General features: G+C 41.4%; 24 protein-coding genes and 1 pseudogene. 14 read left to right on the plus strand and 11 right to left on the minus strand.

The genetic code is table 11. The features are described from left to right. Window positions 1-71 precede the first annotated feature (71 nt). Window positions 72-911, minus strand: a complete 840-nt coding sequence (locus tag WN50_RS01830) for an SDR family oxidoreductase (RefSeq protein WP_200906187.1) — start codon at window positions 909-911, stop codon at window positions 72-74. Window positions 912-1,149: 238 nt separating this feature from the next. Here WN50_RS01830 and WN50_RS33145 point away from each other — a divergent pair, with 238 nt between their 5' ends. Continuing rightward, window positions 1,150-1,863 carry a hypothetical protein gene (locus tag WN50_RS33145; protein WP_049557637.1) on the plus strand — a complete coding sequence of 238 codons (714 nt, stop codon included), beginning with the start codon at window positions 1,150-1,152 and terminating at the stop codon, window positions 1,861-1,863. Between the two features lie 125 nt (window positions 1,864-1,988). On the opposite strand, the gene WN50_RS01840 is transcribed toward WN50_RS33145, so the two are convergent. Continuing rightward, window positions 1,989-2,777, minus strand: coding sequence for a sigma-70 family RNA polymerase sigma factor (locus tag WN50_RS01840; RefSeq protein ID WP_407659582.1), 789 nt, complete (start codon window positions 2,775-2,777; stop codon window positions 1,989-1,991). A gap of 163 nt (window positions 2,778-2,940) precedes the next feature. Then, entirely contained in the window at window positions 2,941-3,312 is a 372-nt protein-coding gene (locus WN50_RS01845; RefSeq protein WP_235440796.1) for a cupin domain-containing protein, read from the minus strand. A gap of 285 nt (window positions 3,313-3,597) precedes the next feature. Here WN50_RS01845 and WN50_RS01850 point away from each other — a divergent pair, with 285 nt between their 5' ends. The 10 genes and pseudogenes from WN50_RS01850 to WN50_RS31685 all read left to right on the plus strand — a co-directional run bounded on the left by WN50_RS01850 (window position 3,598) and on the right by WN50_RS31685 (window position 11,953). Continuing rightward, window positions 3,598-4,287 (plus strand): Bax inhibitor-1/YccA family protein, encoded by a 690-nt coding sequence (locus tag WN50_RS01850; protein ID WP_046282366.1) that lies wholly within the window; start codon window positions 3,598-3,600, stop codon window positions 4,285-4,287. A gap of 742 nt (window positions 4,288-5,029) precedes the next feature. After that, on the plus strand, window positions 5,030-5,332 hold the full coding sequence (locus WN50_RS01855; protein ID WP_046282367.1) for an ArsR/SmtB family transcription factor: 303 nt from the start codon (window positions 5,030-5,032) through the stop codon (window positions 5,330-5,332). A gap of 335 nt (window positions 5,333-5,667) precedes the next feature. Next, window positions 5,668-6,453, plus strand: coding sequence for a response regulator transcription factor (locus WN50_RS01860; protein ID WP_046282368.1), 786 nt, complete (start codon window positions 5,668-5,670; stop codon window positions 6,451-6,453). Window positions 6,454-6,609: 156 nt separating this feature from the next. Beyond that, window positions 6,610-7,786, plus strand: a pseudogene (locus tag WN50_RS01865) (RNA-guided endonuclease InsQ/TnpB family protein). 188 nt (window positions 7,787-7,974) lie between these two features. Next, entirely contained in the window at window positions 7,975-8,568 is a 594-nt protein-coding gene (locus WN50_RS01870; RefSeq protein WP_046282369.1) for a thioredoxin family protein, read from the plus strand. Between the two features lie 450 nt (window positions 8,569-9,018). After that, entirely contained in the window at window positions 9,019-9,486 is a 468-nt protein-coding gene (msrA, locus tag WN50_RS01875) for a peptide-methionine (S)-S-oxide reductase MsrA (protein ID WP_046282370.1), read from the plus strand. A gap of 97 nt (window positions 9,487-9,583) precedes the next feature. Further along, window positions 9,584-10,402, plus strand: coding sequence for a tetratricopeptide repeat protein (locus WN50_RS01880; protein ID WP_046282371.1), 819 nt, complete (start codon window positions 9,584-9,586; stop codon window positions 10,400-10,402). Between the two features lie 41 nt (window positions 10,403-10,443). Continuing rightward, window positions 10,444-10,995 carry a cyclic nucleotide-binding domain-containing protein gene (locus tag WN50_RS01885; protein WP_046282372.1) on the plus strand — a complete coding sequence of 184 codons (552 nt, stop codon included), beginning with the start codon at window positions 10,444-10,446 and terminating at the stop codon, window positions 10,993-10,995. Window positions 10,996-11,170: 175 nt separating this feature from the next. After that, window positions 11,171-11,410 carry a helix-turn-helix domain-containing protein gene (locus WN50_RS01890; protein WP_046282373.1) on the plus strand — a complete coding sequence of 80 codons (240 nt, stop codon included), beginning with the start codon at window positions 11,171-11,173 and terminating at the stop codon, window positions 11,408-11,410. 357 nt (window positions 11,411-11,767) lie between these two features. Beyond that, entirely contained in the window at window positions 11,768-11,953 is a 186-nt protein-coding gene (locus WN50_RS31685; RefSeq protein WP_072075532.1) for a transposase, read from the plus strand. Between the two features lie 110 nt (window positions 11,954-12,063). Here WN50_RS31685 and WN50_RS31285 read toward each other — a convergent pair whose 3' ends face one another. The 3 genes from WN50_RS31285 to WN50_RS01905 all read right to left on the minus strand — a co-directional run bounded on the left by WN50_RS31285 (window position 12,064) and on the right by WN50_RS01905 (window position 14,373). Next, window positions 12,064-12,591, minus strand: a complete 528-nt coding sequence (locus tag WN50_RS31285) for a cold shock domain-containing protein (protein ID WP_046282374.1) — start codon at window positions 12,589-12,591, stop codon at window positions 12,064-12,066. Between the two features lie 66 nt (window positions 12,592-12,657). Further along, complete coding sequence (locus tag WN50_RS01900) at window positions 12,658-13,551, minus strand: metal ABC transporter permease (protein WP_046282375.1); 894 nt, start codon at window positions 13,549-13,551, stop codon at window positions 12,658-12,660. Window positions 13,552-13,572: 21 nt separating this feature from the next. Beyond that, complete coding sequence (locus WN50_RS01905) at window positions 13,573-14,373, minus strand: metal ABC transporter ATP-binding protein (RefSeq protein ID WP_046282376.1); 801 nt, start codon at window positions 14,371-14,373, stop codon at window positions 13,573-13,575. A gap of 105 nt (window positions 14,374-14,478) precedes the next feature. Here WN50_RS01905 and WN50_RS01910 point away from each other — a divergent pair, with 105 nt between their 5' ends. Beyond that, entirely contained in the window at window positions 14,479-15,438 is a 960-nt protein-coding gene (locus tag WN50_RS01910; RefSeq protein ID WP_046282377.1) for a metal ABC transporter substrate-binding protein, read from the plus strand. Window positions 15,439-15,679: 241 nt separating this feature from the next. After that, window positions 15,680-15,961 (plus strand): hypothetical protein, encoded by a 282-nt coding sequence (locus WN50_RS01915; protein WP_046282378.1) that lies wholly within the window; start codon window positions 15,680-15,682, stop codon window positions 15,959-15,961. 135 nt (window positions 15,962-16,096) lie between these two features. On the opposite strand, the gene WN50_RS01920 is transcribed toward WN50_RS01915, so the two are convergent. Next, on the minus strand, window positions 16,097-17,383 hold the full coding sequence (locus tag WN50_RS01920; RefSeq protein WP_046282379.1) for a Glu/Leu/Phe/Val family dehydrogenase: 1,287 nt from the start codon (window positions 17,381-17,383) through the stop codon (window positions 16,097-16,099). Window positions 17,384-17,787: 404 nt separating this feature from the next. Between WN50_RS01920 and WN50_RS01925 the strand changes: the two genes are divergently transcribed. Next, a complete protein-coding gene (locus tag WN50_RS01925; RefSeq protein WP_046282380.1) occupies window positions 17,788-18,942 on the plus strand; it encodes a hybrid sensor histidine kinase/response regulator in 1,155 nt (384 codons plus the stop codon). Between the two features lie 3 nt (window positions 18,943-18,945). On the opposite strand, the gene WN50_RS36800 is transcribed toward WN50_RS01925, so the two are convergent. From WN50_RS36800 to WN50_RS01940, 4 genes are all read right to left on the minus strand, one after another. Continuing rightward, complete coding sequence (locus WN50_RS36800) at window positions 18,946-19,098, minus strand: type II toxin-antitoxin system HicA family toxin (protein ID WP_323306767.1); 153 nt, start codon at window positions 19,096-19,098, stop codon at window positions 18,946-18,948. A gap of 53 nt (window positions 19,099-19,151) precedes the next feature. Continuing rightward, on the minus strand, window positions 19,152-19,355 hold the full coding sequence (locus tag WN50_RS01930; protein ID WP_046282381.1) for a type II toxin-antitoxin system HicB family antitoxin: 204 nt from the start codon (window positions 19,353-19,355) through the stop codon (window positions 19,152-19,154). Window positions 19,356-19,447: 92 nt separating this feature from the next. Then, on the minus strand, window positions 19,448-20,188 hold the full coding sequence (locus tag WN50_RS01935) for a class I SAM-dependent methyltransferase (protein WP_046282382.1): 741 nt from the start codon (window positions 20,186-20,188) through the stop codon (window positions 19,448-19,450). 121 nt (window positions 20,189-20,309) lie between these two features. Next, the gene (locus WN50_RS01940; RefSeq protein WP_046282383.1) at window positions 20,310-20,702 is read right to left on the minus strand and encodes a winged helix-turn-helix transcriptional regulator; all 393 of its coding nucleotides are present in this window, start codon (window positions 20,700-20,702) and stop codon (window positions 20,310-20,312) included. Window positions 20,703-20,937 lie beyond the last annotated feature (235 nt).

Consider the following 20,937-nt stretch of genomic DNA (forward strand, 5'->3'; position numbering starts at 1 on the left):
GGTTTATATCAGTTGTCTGCGGGACAGGATAAATTTACTCGGAACCCGCCCCTACATGACACCCTCTTGACTTAACCGAGGTTCGATAACAGCACTTTCCAATTCACCCCATTCTCCGGTTTAACGCCTGTATTCACCAGTTCAAAAATTTGACCTACGGTTTCAGGAATATCCAGACATTCCACACAAGCAGCCGCCACATCAATTCGACTCGTTTGGCCCGTAAGTTTATCCCCAACCCCCACCTCAACCCCTAACTTTCCGCCTGTCGTCGCTTTAAGCAATGTGTTCAGGTCATAGGACGTATAGGGGCCATCTGTTAGCCGTCCGGGTCGAATAATGGTGTAAGGGAGTCCTGAACGAATTATCGCTTCCTCGCCCTTCTGCTTGGCATCCAACACCCCAAAAGCATTGAGAAGACTATAGGGAAATTGGTCTTTTCGCAGGACACCACAGGAAGACACAAACACAAAGCGTTTGAGGGTTTTAGGTGCAGCAGCAACTAGGTTACTCACCCCTTGAGCATCCACTTGTTCAGGGCTATTATTGGCGTTTTTGCGGCGATACTCAGCATCAAAATAAATTTTCAGCCATTCTACCCAACTTTCCTGTCCCGTTGACTGTTGTAACGTGTTAAAATCCCATTTGGTTGAGGGAAATGCAGTCGTTCCGGTACAACAAATAATATCAGAGATATTCTCGGTCGCCGCAGACAAACTAGAGGGGTTGCAAATATCTCCGACAACAACCTCTACTTGATTTTCAAACATTTTCTCTGCCTTTTGAGCATTGCGAGTTAAAACCCTCACCGAAAATCCTTTTTCTAAAAGTTTGGCGACGGTAAGTTGACCCACTCCACCTGTTGAACCCGTAACTAGCACTCGCTCTGTGGATGATACTGTTGAAGTCACAATCGGTTTCCTCTATGTTAATTTTCCCTTATACAAAAAAATAAAACACTTTCTAAAAATTGACAATCAATAGATAGAGTTTTTGCTCTAAATTTTGATTTTAAAATTCTCAGGCTGAACGGTATTTTTTGATCTATCTAAAGATATCTTTCTTGTAACAGATGTACAAGCAATCACAGTCTAGCACAATGATATTTACGTTGTTTGTGAACAGGCTTGTTAGCTAGGAGATCAGAAAATGTTTAACCTGAAAAATTTAGTAAACGCTAAAATTGTTGCTTTAACTGCTGTTGCTGGTCTTACACCCCTGATTGCTCAATCTGCTTTAGCAGAATCAACTAAAATTAACTCTAGCTTTGAGCGATTTCAAGATGGAGTATTAATCACTCAAGGTACAATTAATCCCGGAGAAGTTCCTACAACTAATCCTGGAGAAGTTCCTACAACTAATCCCGGAGAAGTTCCTACAACTAATCCCGGAGAAGTTCCTACAACTAATCCTGGAGAAGTTCCTACAACTAATCCTGGAGAAGTTCCTACAACTAATCCTGGAGAAGTTCCTACAACTAATCCCGGAACCAGTCCTACAAATCGTCCTGGAACCAGTCCTACAAATCGTCCCGGAACCAGTCCTACAAATCGTCCCGGAACCAGTCCTACAAATCGTCCCGGAACCAGTCCTACAAATCGTCCTGGAACCAGTCCGAATATTAATCCTAATCAACAGAGAAACTCTCCTTCTCAACCCCTAAACGGGGGTGATAACTCCAATGAACTACAGAGAAATTCTCCAGACACAAATCGAGGAGTAACAACGGAAATGAATGACATGGAGAATCAAGATTTGACTTCTCCGAATCCTCAGATTAATAATGAGGGAGTGACGAATTCTCCCAATAATCCTATTGAGAATGAACCCGACGACGGATTTATTGGGGTTCCGGCTCGATAATTGATTGGAAGAAAGCATATTTTAGCTGGAATTTAATCCCAACTCAAACTCCTGTTTTTGGTAGCAGGGGTTCTTTTTATAAAGAATAAAGATTCAATTTTTAGACTCTGAATACTCTAGGCGCATCAAACCAAAGTTTCCCAACTTGTGAGCATGACTTTTAAATCTTTCAAACTTTGTTTAATGCGACGATGAACCGTAATCATACTAATTCCTAAATGTTTGGCAACTTCTTTGTAAGTGAGATTTTTAAAGAAAACTAATTCTAAAATATATCGATTTTTTTCTTTTAACTTCAATAAAGCCATCTCCAAATCTATTTTGTCTTCATGAGCCGTCTTGAAATCGTTATAATTCGGATCAACAATCAATTCAACTAAGCTCTTTTGATCCTCAAATTCATCATTGAAAGTCGCATCCAAACTCAACACAGAACTATTTTTTTCAGCTAATTTAACCTGATTCCACTGCTCAACAGAAATCCCCAAAGTATTAGCAATTTCTAAATCTGTTGGTTTTCGGTGTAGTTTTTCCTGCAATTGAGCAACCACTTTTGACCCTTGACGCTTCAACTTTAAATAATGACGCGGAACTCTAATTAACGAACTTTTGTCCCGTAAATAATGTAAAATTTCCCCTCGAATATAAGGAACAGCAAAAGAACTAAACGCACAACCTTTTGTTAAATCAAACCGTTCAATCGCTTGAATAAGTCCAATACATCCAACTTGAAGTAAATCATCATAACTTTCCGAACATTGTTTAATCCAGTGATGTACTTCTTTGCGAACCAAACCCCTATTCAGTTGAACAATTTGATTCCGAATAGATTGACAAGGAAACTGCTTATATTCTTGTAGCAATTCCAGACTACTCTGTTTGAGACAACGGGGTGAAGTCTGATAGTTCATCATAAGTATTGCCAATCTGAATTGAGTGGAACCTTAAACCGTTATCTAGTTCTAGATATCCGATTTTCTGAGTTTTTAGCTTTGTTATTAGCTTTACTATCGCCCCACTCAACCCTTCTTTTCTTCACCCAAACAGGTGATTTTAGAATCACCCAGGAGTAGGAATTTATTCAGAATCTCGATGCACTAAACTAGGAGAAAATGCAGGCAAACAAACAGCTATATATTCCGCCCCTTCCTCAGTCGGACTACTATAACGCACCCATTCCCCTTTAGCCGCAATCACAGCTTGTCCTGCATAAATATCCATCTCACCGCCTTCATATTCAACCCGTAGCATTCCTTTTAAAACCATCGTAAATTCATCAAACTCTGGACGCTGACCGGGTTCCATCCAACCCATCGGAGAGTGCATATGAGCGATACTCACCGCTTCTGTCTGAGAATTCACCCGACCGATATATTCATCAATCTGTTTAGGTTTATTTCCCGCCGCTTCAATGCGAGTCGCCTGTTCAATTTTTATGGGCATAGTCATTAACAATGAACAAAATAAAGAAAAGTCACATCCAGTCTAAAGCCGTAATATCAAAAATTAACCATTTTTTGGAGTTTATTAAGATGAAAAATCAGTTTTTTTATCCAAGCCTTCCATTGATTCATCGACAGCCTATAGTTGTCCTAAGCGTTAGCAATACTCGTGACATCCAGTAGAAAGGGCTTGTACCCTAGCTCAATCTCTGCCTCTTCAGGAATTGAACTGTAGTGTTACCCTTGGAAATAATAGCTAACTTTTTCTTTACAACCTTTCAGGAGAAGCCATATGGTTACTGTTGCTCAGTCTCGACCGAGTGAACGAGCTAAGTTTATTCAGCAGACTTATATACACTTAGCCGGAGCCGTGGGTTCCTTTGTTCTCGTTGAGATTCTACTCTTTCAAACGGGGATAGCTCAAGCATTAGCGAGTTTTGTGTTTGCCAGTCGATTTAGCTGGTTGCTCATTTTGGGTGCTTTTTCACTTCTGGGTTGGTTTTCCAGAAGTTTAACCGCAAAAGCCGATTCTGTTGAGACTCAATACGCGGGTTTAGGAATTTATGTCGTCGCACAGGCGTTGATTTTTGCACCTTTACTTTATCTTGCGGTTTATTTTTCTGACCCCAGTGTTCTGCCGACGGCGGCTATTCTAACGCTGTTGCTGTTTGGCGGCTTAACGACGGTTGCTTTGACCACAAAAACGGATTTTACCTTTTTGGGTGGAATTCTGAAAATAGGCGGCTTCGTGGCCCTGGGTTTAATCTTGTGTAGCATTCTTTTCGGCTTCACGTTGGGTCTTCTGTTCTCTGTCGTCATGGTTGCCTTTGCTTCGGCGGCGATTTTGTATGATACCTCCAAAATCATGCGCCACTATTCGACTCAGCATTATGTCGCTGCTTCGTTAGAACTGTTTGCTTCTGTTGCTTTGCTGTTCTGGTATGTGTTGCAGGTTATGATGTCACTGTCGAGTCGGCGTTAATATTTTTGAGCAACATTCGTTTTCTCAAATTGAATCTAAGCACGGGTATACAAAGATAATTCTCGTGCTTATTTTTTATAAAAAAGTCTCGTTAGCGACTTCATCCCCTAATCCTCAACCAATAATCCCTTCTACTCAACTTAATTTGTTATTGTATAACGGAGTTGATTCTCTGTTGAACTCGTGATCTTCAAAGTTTAACTTAATCAGAATTATCATTCTAGAGGCTCAGTAAGACCTTCTCAAACAAAAATTGGTTCTAATTAAATTATTTCCAGAAAGTTTAGCGATTAACTCTCGATTGATCACCTCTAAATCCGACTATAATGTGAAAAACTTGTGACAAAATGATCCACCCAGGGGGGATATAGGACTTCCTTCACATCAAGTTGATCTGTTTGAGTCTATCTTAAGATTGATTTTTAATCAAGCAAGAATTGACCTAGACATCTGAAAACCGACAGGGTGTAATTTTTGTCACTTAGGATGTGAAAAACTTGGATGAGTTTCATTGATATTTTGAGAAAAAGTAAAAGTTGCTCTTGATCAAAAACCTGATAAAAATTTATACTAAAAATAGTTATTAAATTTCTGCGGCTAGGGAGTAACCTTCCACAGACATAACTCAATTGATAGCAGGACAGATTGCATTATCTGCAAACTGACTCTGCCGTTTATTGTCCTAGCTGTGGTCTTAGACTTCAGCTCAGAAAAAGCTCTTGACGTTAACAAAAAAAAATTGATGCTCACAACTTCTCTAACTTCGCCCTTTGAGGTTGCATCAGGCTTTCATGCTTTATCTGACCCTTTGCGAGTTCGAGTTTTAGAATTGCTGCAACAGAGGGAATACTGCGTCTGTGAACTTTGCGAACAACTTCATGTCAGCCAGTCTAAACTATCGTTTCACCTGAAAGCGTTAAGAGAGGCTTCGCTCGTTCGCGCCCGTCAAGAAGGCCGATGGGTCTACTACAGCGTTAATCTTAATCAATTTGGTATGCTCGAACAATATCTTTCTGATTACCGTCGCCGTAGAGGTTCTCTGTGAGCGGGTCGAGACTCAACCGAGTCAAGCTTTCCTGACAACAACCCATAACAATTGACTCCCTCACCGATCTCAAAAAGTGGGGGAGTCAACTGTGAGCAGTTTTTGCCTGTTGCAATTCGCGCCTGTTCCCTGTGTTTTACTTGCTAATCTGCTGTAGAGTCGGTACACTTGACTTTACATGAAACCATAGTTCTTAGCTAAACTTTAGAATAAATTATAGAAGCTTGACAAAAAGGGGTAAATCCGGTAGCCGCTCCCAAACAGGGAAATCACTAGCCAATACCAATCGCAAGCTGCTCCAACTGTCCATCGTAGCCACTGTAAACTTATAAATGATGCCTCGGATATTAGTTATTGATGATGATCCAGCGATCGCAGAACTTGTAGCCATCAACTTAGAAATGGCGGGCTACGAAGTCAGCCAAGCAGAAGATGGCATAAAAGGACAAGCCCTAGCCCTACAACTGTTACCCGATTTGATCATTCTCGACTTGATGTTACCCCGAGTCGATGGGTTTACCGTTTGTCAGCGTCTCCGACGAGATGAACGCACAGCAGATATCCCCATCGTCATGCTCACCGCCTTGGGACAAACCCAAAACAAAGTCGAAGGCTTCAACTCAGGCGCCGATGATTACCTCACCAAACCCTTTGAACTCGAAGAAATGCTGGCCCGAGTTCGCGCCCTACTGCGTCGAACCGATCGCATTCCCCAAGCCGCTAAACACAGCGAAATCCTCAGTTATGGCGTTCTGACTCTCGTTCCTGAACGGTTTGAAGCCATTTGGTTTGAAAAAACCGTTAAACTGACTCACCTGGAATTTGAACTGCTGCACTGCTTACTTCAGCGTCATGGTCAAACCGTTGCGCCCAGTGAAATTCTCAAAGAAGTCTGGGGTTATGATCCCGATGACGATATCGAAACCATCCGAGTGCATATTCGACACCTGAGAACCAAAATGGAACCCGATCCCCGCCATCCCCGCTATATCAAAACAGTATACGGGGCTGGTTACTGTCTGGAATTACCCAGCAATAGTTCGGTTCAAGGCGAAGACAACCAAGAAGCCCCAGAAGAGTCGGTGAGCAGCAATGGTTCTAAAATCAAAAAGCCAAGCTAGACCGGATAAACAGGGGGTTCATGGTTCCAGACTCCATCAGACGAATTAGGATTGATTCCTATCATCGAAAGTTTTGGGTCTGAAACCCCGTCCGTGATTGACGGCTTTATTCAATAAGTTTAACGTCTTCACAAGACATATGTTAAACTATGAGGCATGACTGAGAAAGCCTATCGCTACCGTTTTTACCCTACTCTTGAACAGGAAAACCTGTTGAGGAGAACACTGGGATGCGTAAGGTTAGTGTACAATAAGGCACTGGCAGCACGTACTGAGGCGTGGTATGAACGTTTTGAACGAGTTGGCTATTCTCAGACTTCTTCGATGTTGACAAACTGGAAGAAAGAGGAGGAATTAGACTTCTTAAATGAGGTCAGTTGTGTTCCGCTTCAACAGAGTTTAAGGCACTTACAAACCGCTTTCAGTAACTTCTTTGCTGGTCGGGCGAAATACCCAAACTTCAAGAGAAAACGTAACGGTGGCAGTGCCGAATTTACCAAGTCGGCCTTTAAGTTTAAAGAGGGTCAAGTCTACATTGCTAAGTGTTTTGAACCCTTGCCAATTCGATGGAGTCGTCAACTTCCTACTGGTTGTACACCCTCAACAATAACGGTCAAATTAGACCCGAGTGGAAGATGGTTTGTTTCTTTGAAAATTGACGATCCAACAGACCACCAACTAAAACCCGTCGATAAAAAAGTGGGAATTGATCTGGGAATTACCAGTCTGTTCACGACTTCTGACGGAGTTAAAGTTTCCAACCCCAAGCATTACGATAAACTCTATAAAAAACTTCGACTCGCTCAAAAGTCTTTAAGTCGAAAAACCAAAGGTTCTCTGAACACCAGAGAAAGCAAGAATTAAAGTAGCTCGAATTCAGGCTAAAATTGCCGATTGCAGGCGCGACCATACCCACAAGCTAACAACTCAACTAATCCGTGAAAATCAAACGATAGTCGTTGAGGATTTGGCTGTAAAGAACATGGTCAAAAACCATAAGCTAGCTAGAGCAATTAGTGATGCCAATTGGGGAGAACTCGTCCGACAACTTGACTATAAAGCCTCGTGGTATGGGCGGGAACTAATCAAAATAGATAGATGGTTCCCTAGTTCAAAGCGATGTTCCAATTGCGGATACATTTCAGAAAAAATGCTGTTGAATATCAGGGAATGGGTTTGCCCTAAATGCAACTCTCACCATGATCGAGATATCAACGCCAGTATAAATATTTTGGCCGCCGGACAGGCGGTGTCAGTCTGTGGAGCGAGTGTAAGACCCGAAGAGAGTAAATCTCGCAAGGCAACTGCTAAGAAACAGAAACCCAAATCGTAAGGTTTGGGAATCCCCTTCGTTTACGGAGGGGAGGATGTCAAAAGAGGGAGAATGGACAACAAGGGCGATCGCATGGACAGTTTCAACACCTGTACATCCCTCAATCATAGTGGCGAGCCACTGGGAAAAATGTAGATCCGATTTGTCAACTAAAATTAAGATGTGATTATTTTTTAATTTCGATATCAATGAACGATCAGTCCTCAATATCCTCCTCTTCCCCCACTCAGCCATCCACCTTGGCGACTCGCTTGAGAAACCTGTTAATCACTCTAGTCGCTGTTATTTTAAGTGTAGCTATCCTGGTGGGTTTACGAACAGATGTGACTTCAACTTCTCTGCCTGAACTCGCAGAAGAGTCAACCCCACTTGAAGTTGCTTTGAATAATGGAAAGCCAAGCTTAATCGAATTTTATGCGAACTGGTGTACGACTTGTCAAGCAATGGCACCCGAACTCAATAGGATTAAGCATGAGTATGAAAATAAACTCAATTTTGTCATGCTCAATGTTGATAATAGTAAGTGGTTGCCCGAGGTTTTGCAATATCGAGTCGATGGCATTCCCCACTTTGTCTTTCTCAATGATCAAGCCTCAGCGATCGCCCAAAGTATTGGAGAAATTCCGCCTGCTATTATGGAAGCTAATCTGGATGCTTTAATTGCAGGTATTCCTCTCCCTTATGCCGAAGCGACTGGACAAGTTTCTGCCTTTAAACCTTCTGTTACTCCTCAGCAAAGCAATACCGATCCTCGCGCTCATGGTTCAACGATTGTCAATTAAATAGACGGAGTTCCCGTAATAATTGGTAACTTCATAAAAAAAATCAGGGAATCGGTTCAAGCAAAATTCCCTGATTGATTCAACACAAAGCTTGGATTGAGTTGTGGATGCACCTGATTAAACGCCTAGTCTACTCCTAAGAATCTGCTAACTATAAAGCAGTATCTTATCAAGTTCTGATCTTAAAAGATTTTGAATGACAAAAATAGAGAGTAGTGTAAATTCTAGTCGAATTAGATGTAAAGCTTTAGTAAAGAGCATTGTTTAAAATAGCGGGTCAGGTTGTGTTGCTCAAAAAGGAGATGAACGGGTGATCGTGACTGTTTGAGCAATATCGGGGAATGATAGCCGTTCAGGGAATATCAAATCAAATTTGATCTAACATTTTAGAGAGTCCCTTAATCTATATTAAGTCCGACTCATCAATTATATCTAAAAAGGTTCAAAACGATGGAAACAGCAACATTTGGAGCCGGATGCTTTTGGGGTGTAGAAGCAGCATTTCGCCGGATCAAAGGCGTGACATCTACATCAGTTGGATATATGGGCGGACATTTTCCCAACCCTTCCTACCTTGATGTTTGCGCCCGAATAACGGGCCATGCAGAAGTCGTTCAACTCCAGTATGATCCCGATACACTTTCCTATGAGGAATTATTAGCAATTTTCTGGACGATTCACGATCCGACTTCTTACAACCGCCAAGGGCCAGATCGAGGAGAACAGTATCGTTCAGTCATCTTTTACCATAGTCCCGAACAAGAACAACTCGCCAGACGATCCAAACACAAACTGCAAATGTCGGGACGCTATGAAAAAGACATTACAACTGAAATTCAAGCGGCTTCAGACTATTATCGAGCCGAAGAGTACCATCAACAATACTATGAAAAGCAACGGAACAGCAAAAATCCTTAACGGAGAATCGGTTAAAAACAGATTCCGGGGGCTAATTTTCCCCAACGGGTTTAAAATTTTAGGTATCTAATCATCATTCGTCAAGAAGAGTAGTTCAATGGGATATAGCATAGAAGTCAACAGTGACAACTTTGAACGTGAGGTTTTGCAAAAGTCAGATGAACAGATCATTTTAGTGGACTTTTTCGCAACCTGGTGCGGGCCATGTCAACTGATGAAGCCCTTACTCGAAAAGCTTGTCGAAGAATATGATTTTATTTTAGCGAAAGTTGATATTGACAAAAATCCCGATCTCGCTAATACTTACAACGTTGAGGGTGTTCCCGACGTGCGAATTGTTCAGCAAGGGGAAGTTCTACCCGGATTTGTGGGTGCATTAAATGAAGTCCAACTGCGTCAACTGTTAGGACAGCTTAATTTTAAGTCGGAAGTTGATCAAGAATTTGCCAAGATTAAAACGGCAATTGTTAATCGAGATTTAGACTTAGCCCAAAATCTGTTTAAACAGTTACTCAAAAAATATCCTAATCAACCTGATTTAACCTTACAAGCTGCCCTCTTTTTCATCGAGATGAAACAAAGCGATGAAGCGACTCAGTTATTAACAACAATATCTGAAGATCAACGAGAGTATTATCCTAAAGCTCAAGCTTTAAAACAGTTAATCGAGTTTCAAGCAGTCGTTCAACAACCCGGGACAACTGAACTCGATCAGCTTTATGCTCAAGCTTGTCGTTTCACCCTAGAAAAAAATTATCCACAGGCTCTCAAAACCTTTTTAGAAGTTGTCAAGATTGATCGCAGTTACAAAAATGATGGCGCTCGCAAAGCCATGTTGAGTTTGTTTGAATTGCTGGGCGATGATCATTCGTTAACAAAAGAGTATCGCAAACAGCTTATGCTACAGTTATACTGAAAATTTTGTGATTCTCCCTCCAGAAATCTTCACTGGATCTAATGAACAAAGCGTTAGTAATTTTAAGCGAATTAAATGATCGCGATATTGATTGGATGGTTAAGCATGGAAACCGTGAAAAGGTTACGGCTCAGACGATTCTCATCCATGAAGGTCAGCCCATTTCAGCACTTTATATTGTTTTGGAGGGGACTCTCAGCGTTTCAGTCGCCGCAGTCGGAAATCAAGAAATTGGGAAAATCGGCTGCGGGGAAGTTCTCGGGGAAATGTCATTTATTGATGGACGTCTGCCCTCCGCGACGGTGAAAGCCGTTGAAGATTCGGTGGTATTAGCCATTCCCCGCCAACAATTAGCCGAAAAACTGGATCGAGATGTGTTGTTTGCTCTGCGGTTCTATCGCGCTGTCACGAAATTTCTGTCTTCTCGACTGCGAAATACAGTTAACCGTTTTAGCGAAGACTCTAAAACATCCCCTCGAACTCCGTCCAACTCTGAGGTGAATTCTCAGTTTGATCACGCCACCGAACCTAATTTGTGTCGGTTTGATTTAATTATGAAGCGTTTGCGAGGAATTGATTCTTTTTCTCCCTAAATTTAGCTTGGGTTACTCTTACGACGGGGAAAGGCTTTCGAGAGTTGCATCCGTATTTTCTCGGAGATTGTGTTTTCAAAAGACACAAACCACTTAGCTCAAAGTTCAGTATCACCACTGTTGAATATAAGGGGTGTTATATCTTAACTTGGAGATAGAGTTTAGGAAAAAAACGATGCCCGTGATTACTCCAGTTTCAGATATTCCCTATCTTGTTCGTACCCTTCGTGAACGCTTAGGCTTATCCCAAGAAAAGTTAGCCATTACCTTGGGTGTTTCTTTCCAGACTGTGAACCGATGGGAAAGAGGACACGCCAAACCTTCTCAGCTCGCGTTAAACGCCATTGAGCAAAAACTTACCGATATGGGGGGACAAGGAGCTGATCTGCTACACCAATATTTTAAGAAAAAGTAGCCGATCAAAATTCAATCCCCAAAGTTGTACTTATTCTCCTTTATTTTTCTGAAAAACAATCTGAGTGCATCAATGTCAATCAAACCGCTCAATATTCAACGCTGCTACTTGCTCTAAAACAGCGTTCATTCCATTTTTATTGGTGAATCATTAGCGGTAAATTTAAGCCTAAAAAAGACCCTAGTTAAACCTTTCCATTTATTGAGGGTGAAATCAGAGAAAGATAGCAATGAGTCATCGGATTAACTCTGAAATTCACCTTCATTTGAGGTTTTACTCAACTCAAAACAGATGGAACATCTCAGACCGCTTTTAGTCTAGAATAACAACCATCTTGTTTGATTGGAGGTTATTCTCTTGCATTTAAGCAAACTGGTCAACTCAATTAAAACCGCCACCAGTCGAGTTCTTTCTAAGCAGTTTGAAACTCAATTGAAAGAGATTTATTGGGGAAAGAAGGTGGTCTGGTCTAGCAGTTATTATGTTTCGAGTTGTGGAGGCGTAACCGTTGAGAGACTGAAAGAGTACATTGAGGAGCAATAAAGACCCAATTAATTGTTTTGTTGGTCGCGATTCATCCCACCGCCAACGCGCTTCTTATGGCGTGGGTGCAACGAGGCGACCTTTTGATAAACCTTGTTGGACTGCTGCGCCTACCTCGGTGCTTTGCGCCAACCTGATGCGATCGCTTCTGACTCGGTACAAAACCACCTTTCTCCCCTTGCTGGATCGATAACTGTTGACTCGTAATCTTCCATCCCGGGAAGGTGATAAAGCTTGTCGCCTGTATTATGGGAAATGTTCCCTTTGATCAGACATTCTGGTTTTGTGATGGAGCTAATGACAGAGGGAGAGCGACTCGGACTAAATTCCATTGTAAAAAGCGCAGCAACAGCCAGAATTCCAAGACCAATAACAGTTTTGAGTAAACCTCGTTTCCTGGGTTTCTGCTGGGTTGCTAAGGGTCGAGATACAACACCCTCAATAGAAGCTTTAACAGCCTGAACCTTCCCGTTGGCTTCCGTAACTCGCTCGTACAAAATCCTATCTCCAACTTTTGGGCGACGACCTGATCCCTTCAGCGCACTAATATGCAGGAAAACTTCTTTACCGCCATCATCCGGTTTGATGAAGCCAAAACCTCTCTCATCAAACCATGTTGTTAGTTGCCCTTTATTCATAGCAGCTTCCTTGATACGCCACTATATATAATCTAGCGCTATCAATTTAACGATGGGAGAGCCGTTTTAGGAACGATTAATTAAGTTTTTTAACTCTTTAATAAATGCGGGTTGCTTGCGGGTTGTGGGTGGATGGGTGAGAATTCCTTGACTCGGACTAAATAGAAAGGCTAAAGTAAACAATCCCGATGCCACTAATACAATAGCAGGGCCTGAAGGAAGATTATAAAAATAACTCAGATACATCCCGCTAATACTGGAAAATACCCCAACTCCTACGCCTAAAAACATCATCAGATGTAAACGACTCACGAGTAAATAAGCTGTCGCCGCCGGAGTAATTAACAGCGATAAAACTAACACCACCCCAACTGCTTTTAAACTGGCGACAATGGTTAACGCAATTAACACCATTAACCCAAAGTTGAGTAAGTTCACAGGTAAACCGACGGCTTCTGCACCCAAAGGATCAAAGGTATAAAAGAGAAGTTCTTTATAAATTAAAACGATAATAAAAATAACAATAACAGCAATAATCGCTGTATCTCTAACTTCTCCTAATGTCACGCCGAGAATATTCCCAAACAAAAAATGATTGAGGTCTATTTTGTTATCTTTTTGAATCAGGGTAATTAACGTAATTCCGAGCGCAAAAAAGGCAGAAAATACAATGCCCATCGCCGCATCTTCTTTAATATTGCTGCGAGTTCTAATTAAGTTAATAAAAACGGTGCTAATTACCCCCGCAATAAACGCACCAATAAAGATATTGGCTCCAATAATATAGGCAATCGCTAACCCCGGCAACACCGAATGACTAATTGCATCTCCCAATAAAGCCAGTCGTTGCACCATTAAGTAACAGCCAACGACAGCACAAATAACACCGACTAAAATTGCAACAATCAAAGATCGTTGCATAAAGCTATATTGTAAGGGTTCTATTAAAATATTCCACATTTTATTTCACTCAGTTTCAGCTTAGGCAGCATTTTCTGAAAAGAAAATCACCTTTCCGCCATAAGCACGACTCAAATTTTCCTCTTGGAGAACCTGTTGACGGCGACCCGCAGCAATTAGTTCTTTATTCAGCAAAATGATCTCATCAAAATTGGTAATGGATTCTCCTAAATCGTGATTAATCACTAAAACAATTTTACCGGAATTTGCTAAATCTCGAAAGATTTTAAAAATGATATTCTCGGTTTTTTGATCAATTCCCACAAAGGGTTCATCAAAACAGAAAATTTCTGCTTCTTGAGCGAGCGATCGCGCTAAAAAGACACGCTGTTGTTGACCTCCTGATAATTGACCAATGGGACGATTTTTATACTCTGTCATTCCCACTCTTTCTAACGCTTCCGACGCCTGACGACGACTCACGGTAGAAAAGCGACGAAACCACCCCGTTTTACGAATTCTCCCCATCATAACCACATCCCAAACTGTCGCTGGATAGGTCCAGTCAATTTGCGATCGCTGGGGAACATAAGCCACTCGTTGACGCTGTTGACTCAAGGGTTGACTTCCATACAACACGGGTTCACCCATCGCCGGAATTAAGCCTAACATCGCCTTCATTAATGTACTTTTTCCCGCTCCATTGGGGCCAATAACTCCGGTTAGGCGTCCGGGTTTGATTTCCAAAGAAATGTCTTGCAACGCCTCAACGCCTCGATATTGGACGCTGAGATGGTTGATGCTAATCGCTGAAATCCCCATAGAGACGGATGTCAGTTGAGCCGAAGTCGCGCTATCGTCAAAGAATCGTAGGGTGTCCATCGCTTGATTATTCGTCGCTACAAGTTCTAGGATAACGCAAAAATGAAAGAATTATGAAATAATCAATGAAAAGAATATGAAAATCCTTCGGAAGTGAGGTTAAACGTGAGTATTCATCAGGCTTGGAACTCTGTCTTAAGGTGGACGACGGCGGGGATTCTATTGGGAACTTTATTAAGTAGTTGTACCCAAGAAGTTACAAATAATTCCGACAATGATCAACCCCAAGTGGTTTCAACGAGTACGATTATTGCGGACTTAACCGAAACCATTGGCGGTGATGAAATTGAACACCAAGGAATTTTAGAAGCGGGTGCTGATCCTCATGTTTATGAACCTGTTCCTCAAGATAGTATTGCCTTTGAAGAAGCCGATCTAATTTTTTATAATGGCTACAATTTAGAACCGGGATTAATTAAGTTAATGAATGCCGCAGGAGTCGGAGCAAAAAAAGTCGCTGTTGGGGAGATAGCCTCACCTTTAGAGATGGAATATCAAGGACAAACTGAACCCGATCCGCACGTTTGGGGAAATGTAGAAAATGTTATAATAATGGTGAATACGATTCGAGATAACTTGATAGAAATTTCTCCAGAAGACCGAGAAATTTTTACAAAAAATGCGGCTCAACTCACCCAAGAATTGCAACAACTCAATACTTGGATCGAACAACAAATAGCAACCATTCCTGAAAACCAACGTAAATTAGTCACCACTCACGATGCTTTTCAATATTATGCGCGTGCTTATGGTTTAGAGATAACAGGAACTTTAATTGGAATTAGTACCGAAGAACAACCGAGCGCTCAAACCGTCAGTAAGTTAGCAGATTCGATTCGGAAAAGTCAAGTTCCGGCGATTTTTGCAGAAACAACGATTAACCCGAAATTAATCACAACAGTTGCTCAAGAAGCAGGCGTAAAATTAGCCGAAAATGAACTTTATTCTGATTCAATTGGGGCGCCGGGAAGTGACGGGGATAGCTATATTAAAATGTTAGTGTCAAATACTGAAACGATTGTTGAAGCGTTAGGGGGAAAAGTCACTGCTTTTGAACCTCAGTAGAGTGGGTGACATTAGTTTAGCGATAATCTCAGCAATTGAATTAGAAATAGTCACCCAGCCTAGAACTCTTTGTGTCTTCGCGTCTTTGTGGTCAAAAAAGCCGACAGCAAACGGACAAAAACAATACACTGACTTCCTGCACGGTGGCTACTCAACCCCCAATTATTACTAAAGAGAGAGGGTAGAGATTCCCAGAACCCAGTAGACTTAAATTAAGAAAAAATAGTTCATTTTATGATTCATGGAAAATAGCTTATTCGATCAAACTTTTCGAGACAGCACGGGCAACATTGTGATTGCTCAACCCCCAAATTTACCACTAATAGTCGGGATTACAGCAACGGTACTCACATTTGTTTTTCCAAGTGGTAATCTTCATACAGGTTTAGATGCAATTGCTTTTGGTTCTTGGTTTACTTGGGCTTGGCTAGAACTTTTTGAAGGTGTTAACTACTTTCGTCGGGCGCTGGGTTTAATCGCGCTGCTAGGTATTATCGCTTTGAGATTCCCCAACACCTTCTAAATTCCCCGAAAATTAATCAACATTTGTAGAGACATACAAGGGTATATCTCTACATCTCAAATTAGCATGAACAATCCTTTTTCAAATCCCGGTTTCGCAGAAGTTACCGGGATTTTATTATACACTCATCAAACTTTATGGATACAAACCGCGATCGCTTAAGGCTTGCGCCACACGACCCACCCCCAAAGTATAAGCCGCCAAACGCATGGAAACGCCTTGTTTTTGTGAACGTTCACTGACTCGATGATAAGCGTGTACCATCAATTTTTCCATTTCTCGGTTCACCCGTTTTTCATCCCAAAAAACATAAGATTGACCTTGCACCCATTCCAGATAACTGACCACAACACCCCCGGCATTTGCGAGAATATCTGGTAATACCATCACGCCTTTGGCTTCTAACATTTGATCGGCGATTAACGTAATGGGCGCATTTGCCGCTTCTACCACAATTTGTGCTTGAATTTTATCTGCATTGTCTTCCGTAATTTGATCTTCTAACGCCGCCGGAATTAACACTTCACAGGGTAAAGTTAACAAATCCGCATTAGAAATCATTTCACCACCCGAAAATCCAGCAATACTATAATTATTTTGGGCGGCATATTGTTGCAATGCGGGAATATCTAACCCTTGTTCGTTAAAAATTCCGCCGGAAACATCAGAAATCGCTAATATTTTAGATCCCGCTTCATGCAAGAGTTGTGCTGCTGCTGCCCCAACTTTTCCGAAGCCTTGAATCACTATTTTTACGCCTTTAAGACTGCGATTTTGTTCGAGTAACGCTTCTCGTACCGCAATCATTACGCCTCGTCCTGTGGCTAAATCTCGCCCTTTAGAACCGCCAATAGACAAGGGTTTTCCGGTGACAACTCCAGGAATTGCCCGACCCATATTCATTGAATAAGTATCCATCATCCAAGCCATTTCCCTAGATGAAGTTCCAATATCTGGGGCGGGAATATCGAGTTCGGGGCCGATATCTTTAATCAGTTCACTCACATAACGACGGGTAATGCGTTCGAGTTCTCCTAAACTATAATGATTAGGATTAATGGCAATTCCACCTTTGGCACCGCCGTAAGGAATTCCCACTAAGGCGCATTTCCATGTCATTAACATGGCAAGGGCGGATAATTCTTGTAAACTAACCCCAGGATGATAGCGGGTTCCGCCTTTGTAGGGGCCAAGAACGTCGCAATGTTGCACCCGATGTCCGGCGAGGACTTTGACTTGGCCGTTATCGAGTTTAATGGGAATGGAAACGGTGACAACTTTGCGGGGTTGTTCGAGGATAACGATCACATTTGGATCGATTTGCAGTTGATCGGCGGCTTGTTGTAGATAGCTACAGGTGCGATCATAAGGGCAAATATAGGCGGGAGTTGGTGCGACGGGGACTTGCAGTGATGAAACCATGAGTTTTAACCTCTTAGCGTGTCGTTAAGACTGAGATAGGGGAAATCGATCATTGCACCCCAAAAAGGGACAGGAGGGCAGCTATTTTTCGGCTCCTGTACTTGTACTTATCAATTTCTTGTACTAATTCCTTGATCCCTGACTGGATTTCCTCTATTTCTAGATTAACTTAAATTTTTGAGTTTGAGAGAAAATTGTAAAATTTGTTACAGTTTTTGATTTCAACCTGTAGTGCGTCGGCAAATAGGACTGGGGGGCAGAGGATCATGATCACCGATAAGGTTGTCTGAATAACGATAAGATTGAACTCAAGGTAGATGTGCTATTGTTCACAACGAGTTCTAGTTAAGTTTACCTCATGGGTATTCACGATTTCTCTGGGCGTTTAACAGGTTGTGTGAGTGATGAGTGAGGCTAAAATTCTTATTGTTGAAGATGAATTTTTGATTGCTCAGGGGTTAGCCCGTAAACTGAAAAAGTTAGGCTATCAAGTTATGGATATTGTGGCTTCGGGGGTGGAAGCCATTCAACGAACCCGTGAGTTTCACCCCGATTTGATCTTGATGGATATTTTAATAGAAGGAGACAGAGATGGCATAGAAACGGCGGCTGAGATTTATCAATCTTATTTCGTTCCGGTGATTTATGTCACAGCTTATGCCGATGATCAAACCTTAAAACGCGCTCAAGGTACTGGGTCTTACGGTTATATTCTCAAACCCATTAACGAACGAGAATTGCACGCAACGATTCAAATTGCACTCAGCAAACATCAACAGGCGGTTCAACTCCAACAGTCAATATTTGATGCTGAAGCCAAAAGCCAAGAAAAATCTCGACATCTTTCTCGGGCTTCTCATAATTTACGCAACCGCATGACGGTTATTCAGGCGATCGCAGGAATTTTGCATGAATATGGAGAGCAGTTATCTTGTCAGAAAAGGCAGAAACATCTGGACTTAATTCGCACTTCTATTCAAAATATGAATGATATCCTCGAAGATGTTTTATTTCTGATTCGCTCAGAAGCGGCGAAACATCCGTTTAATCCTGAGCCTCTAGATCTGATCAAATTTTGTCAAGATTTGCTGGAAGAATGCCTTGCGATCGCGACAGACAAGCATACCCTGAAATTTACCTGTCATAGTAATTGTTCTTCAACTTCTCTGGATATTAAACTGTTGCATTATATTCTAACAAATTTACTCTCAAATGCGATTAAGTATTCTCCGAATGGGGGCTGCATTAACTTAGAGGTAAACTGTGATTTAAAACAAGTGATCTTTCGAGTAAAAGATGAAGGTATTGGCATTCCCAAAAACTATTATCAAAAACTCTTTCAGCAATTTGAACGAGCTTCTAACGTTGGGAATATTAAGGGAACTGGGTTAGGTCTTTCGATTGTTAAGCAAGCGGTTGATTTACATCAAGGTGAAATTACCGTTGAAAGTGAACTCGGGAAAGGAACAACTTTTACCGTCAAATTACCTCACGTTATATCATCTGAAAAAATAGAAGTTAAACCCGATCAAGTTTCAGGATGTTTAGAGAAAAAATGAACACTATTGAAGATCTGACTCTTTTAACTCTGCTATCTTCATCAATGCTTTCAGGGTTCCTATCTTTAAATCCTGATTTTTATGGACTGGAATCGATATAATTTTTTGCTCCCCTGGCTTTTCATAAATGTGATGACTTCCCGTGATTTTTCTCAGAACTCACCCTTTTTTCTCAACAATTTTGCAGAACTTTCTACCTGAAATGGATTTCATACTGTGACTTCCACAATCTGGCTATTTGGTTCAGGAGTGTAAGAATTACTTGCAACCTCTAACCAACCTTCTATCGCATCCTGAAGATTGGTTAAAACTTCCTCCATTGTATCTCCTTCAGTAATACAGCCCGGTAACGCTGGAACTTCTGCCCAATATCCACCTTCTTCTGCGGTATGTATCACTGCTTTAATCTGCATAAGCCTTGTTTAGCTAGAGTTTTTATGATAATTCTTATAACATTCTACACCCCAAAAACCCGGCGATCGCGAAAGTTACCGGGTTTTTCATTTCAAACTTGCATGAGATAAAAAACATACCCATAATAAGCGGAATATTGACGATAGAGATCAATTTCCTGTTGATGAAGTTCAACAACTTCTAATTTATCAGCATCATCTTTGTACTTTTGAGATAACGTAATTAATTTTTGTTCAAGCGGGGTGTAATAATGCACCCACCAAGCCGACTCAGGAAGCACAAAATAGCCGATTTCTTGATATCCCGCCCGTTGAATAATCAATCGATTCGCTTCAATATCCCGCATTTGAGGATATTCTTGATCCCAAAATTGTTGTAATTCTTCTGGGGGGTTAGGTGCAAGCCAAGAAATCTCAGTTACTGCTAAATAGCCTTGTTTTTTTAACAACGGTTTCCAACAAGAAAGTGCATTTTCAAAGCCAATACTATAAGCTGAACCTTCCGCCCAAATCACATCAAAACTGCTGTGATGAAATTCAAGTGCTGACATATCGGCGTTAACAATTTGAATCTGATCTGCAACACCTTTTTCCACCGCTTTTTGATGCAATTGATCGAGAAAAGGTTGATGATTATCAACAGCGATGACTGTTCCGTTTGAGAGTTCAACTAAATCCAGAGTTTGCATCCCTGGCCCACAACCCAAGTCTAAAATAAGCGGTTGGGGCGGTAAATGGGTTAACAAGGAATAAGCCTTTTGGGTGGACTCAAAATCACCTGGCCCTTCACGGGGTAAGCCTTGATGAATCTCAAAAAATATCTCTAGGTTCATGCTCAAAAACACTCTCGTTTAAAAAATACAAACCACTAAGACACCAAGAAATAAAATCTTTGTGTCTTAGTCTCTTGGTGGTGAATTTAGGATGCAAACTCAAGCAATCCTACAGTTCATCTCACCCACTCAATTCTAACGGACAAACATGAGACTGTTGTTGTAGCCATTGTTGTCCGACTTGTTGTAACGCTTCGATAACGGGTTGAAGTTCTTCGCCTTTTTCAGTTAGAGAATATTCTACTTTGGGCGGAATTTCGGGATATACCGTGCGTTTAACCAAACCATATTGTTCGAGTTGTCGGAGTCGAATCGTTAAAGTTTTCGTACTAATTCCGGGTAACGCCTCAACGAGTTCATAGGTTCGGCGACTTCCCTGAAACAGTTCTCTGAGAATCTGAAGCGACCACTTCCTCCCGACCCGATCCAAAATAAATTCGATAGGAGAGGTGATCTCTAGACACTGAGGGACATTCAGCAGCAAAGGGGTAGAATCGTCTGTTTTGACCTTCATCGAACCATCCTCATAAACTTCATCTTTTTTAATAATAACCTAAAAATCCTTGTCCTCGCTATTCTTTTCGTTTTGTAACTATGAGGAAGCACTCAAGGATGATGGCAATTTGCAGAGAAAAGAATAGGATAAAAGTAGAGTCAATCAAAAACCGATTGAACCTCCACTCCCCTTCAAGCCTTTCGTTAAAAAGACGTAACATTCGGCGAATAACCATTGGGGATCAATGTTTTTA

The sequence above is a fragment of the Limnoraphis robusta CS-951 genome (genome assembly GCF_000972705.2).

Coding starts and splice junctions, on each gene's coding strand:
- WN50_RS33145 (WP_049557637.1), top strand. CDS start 1,150: ATGTTTAACCTGAAAAATTTAGTAAACGCTAAAATTGTTGCTTTAACT.
- WN50_RS01840 (WP_407659582.1), bottom strand. CDS start 2,777: ATGATGAACTATCAGACTTCACCCCGTTGTCTCAAACAGAGTAGTCTG.
- WN50_RS01845 (WP_235440796.1), bottom strand. CDS start 3,312: ATGACTATGCCCATAAAAATTGAACAGGCGACTCGCATTGAAGCGGCG.
- WN50_RS01850 (WP_046282366.1), top strand. CDS start 3,598: ATGGTTACTGTTGCTCAGTCTCGACCGAGTGAACGAGCTAAGTTTATT.
- WN50_RS01855 (WP_046282367.1), top strand. CDS start 5,030: ATGCTCACAACTTCTCTAACTTCGCCCTTTGAGGTTGCATCAGGCTTT.
- WN50_RS01860 (WP_046282368.1), top strand. CDS start 5,668: ATGCCTCGGATATTAGTTATTGATGATGATCCAGCGATCGCAGAACTT.
- WN50_RS01870 (WP_046282369.1), top strand. CDS start 7,975: ATGAACGATCAGTCCTCAATATCCTCCTCTTCCCCCACTCAGCCATCC.
- msrA (WP_046282370.1), top strand. CDS start 9,019: ATGGAAACAGCAACATTTGGAGCCGGATGCTTTTGGGGTGTAGAAGCA.
- WN50_RS01880 (WP_046282371.1), top strand. CDS start 9,584: ATGGGATATAGCATAGAAGTCAACAGTGACAACTTTGAACGTGAGGTT.
- WN50_RS01885 (WP_046282372.1), top strand. CDS start 10,444: ATGAACAAAGCGTTAGTAATTTTAAGCGAATTAAATGATCGCGATATT.
- WN50_RS01890 (WP_046282373.1), top strand. CDS start 11,171: ATGCCCGTGATTACTCCAGTTTCAGATATTCCCTATCTTGTTCGTACC.
- WN50_RS31285 (WP_046282374.1), bottom strand. CDS start 12,591: ATGAATAAAGGGCAACTAACAACATGGTTTGATGAGAGAGGTTTTGGC.
- WN50_RS01900 (WP_046282375.1), bottom strand. CDS start 13,551: ATGTGGAATATTTTAATAGAACCCTTACAATATAGCTTTATGCAACGA.
- WN50_RS01905 (WP_046282376.1), bottom strand. CDS start 14,373: ATGGACACCCTACGATTCTTTGACGATAGCGCGACTTCGGCTCAACTG.
- WN50_RS01915 (WP_046282378.1), top strand. CDS start 15,680: ATGGAAAATAGCTTATTCGATCAAACTTTTCGAGACAGCACGGGCAAC.
- WN50_RS01920 (WP_046282379.1), bottom strand. CDS start 17,383: ATGGTTTCATCACTGCAAGTCCCCGTCGCACCAACTCCCGCCTATATT.
- WN50_RS01925 (WP_046282380.1), top strand. CDS start 17,788: ATGAGTGAGGCTAAAATTCTTATTGTTGAAGATGAATTTTTGATTGCT.
- WN50_RS01930 (WP_046282381.1), bottom strand. CDS start 19,355: ATGCAGATTAAAGCAGTGATACATACCGCAGAAGAAGGTGGATATTGG.
- WN50_RS01935 (WP_046282382.1), bottom strand. CDS start 20,188: ATGAACCTAGAGATATTTTTTGAGATTCATCAAGGCTTACCCCGTGAA.
- WN50_RS01940 (WP_046282383.1), bottom strand. CDS start 20,702: ATGAAGGTCAAAACAGACGATTCTACCCCTTTGCTGCTGAATGTCCCT.